1 pseudogene is annotated in these 275 nt (G+C 31.3%); it reads left to right on the forward strand.

The annotated features are described in order from the left end of the window. Nucleotides 1–68 precede the first annotated feature (68 nt). Nucleotides 69–275 (forward strand): annotated as a pseudogene (locus IQR33_RS33900) (cellulose biosynthesis protein BcsE); the annotation flags it as partial.

The raw sequence follows: 275 nt of genomic DNA on the forward strand, positions 1-275 counted from the left end.
ACAACACTTCACTTACAAGCTTTACAGACAAAGAAACTTTTTTGTCCACATTGAATGATGAAGCCTTAATGAAATTCAATGACTTATCTAAAACCTACCTTGAACAGTGTTTTTTTCTTAGTCATAAATTCACAAAAAAAACGCCCAAAGCTATAAATCTTGCTAAAGACATTCACAAAACGAACATAAAGAAGTTTTCTACATGTCTATTAGTTGTTCCAGACTCGCTACTATCATCAACTAATGATGATTTTATAAGTGTCTTTCTACAAAGC

The sequence above is a fragment of the Vibrio sp. OPT46 genome (assembly GCF_015163535.1).
Lineage (GTDB): Bacteria > Pseudomonadota > Gammaproteobacteria > Enterobacterales > Vibrionaceae > Vibrio > Vibrio alginolyticus.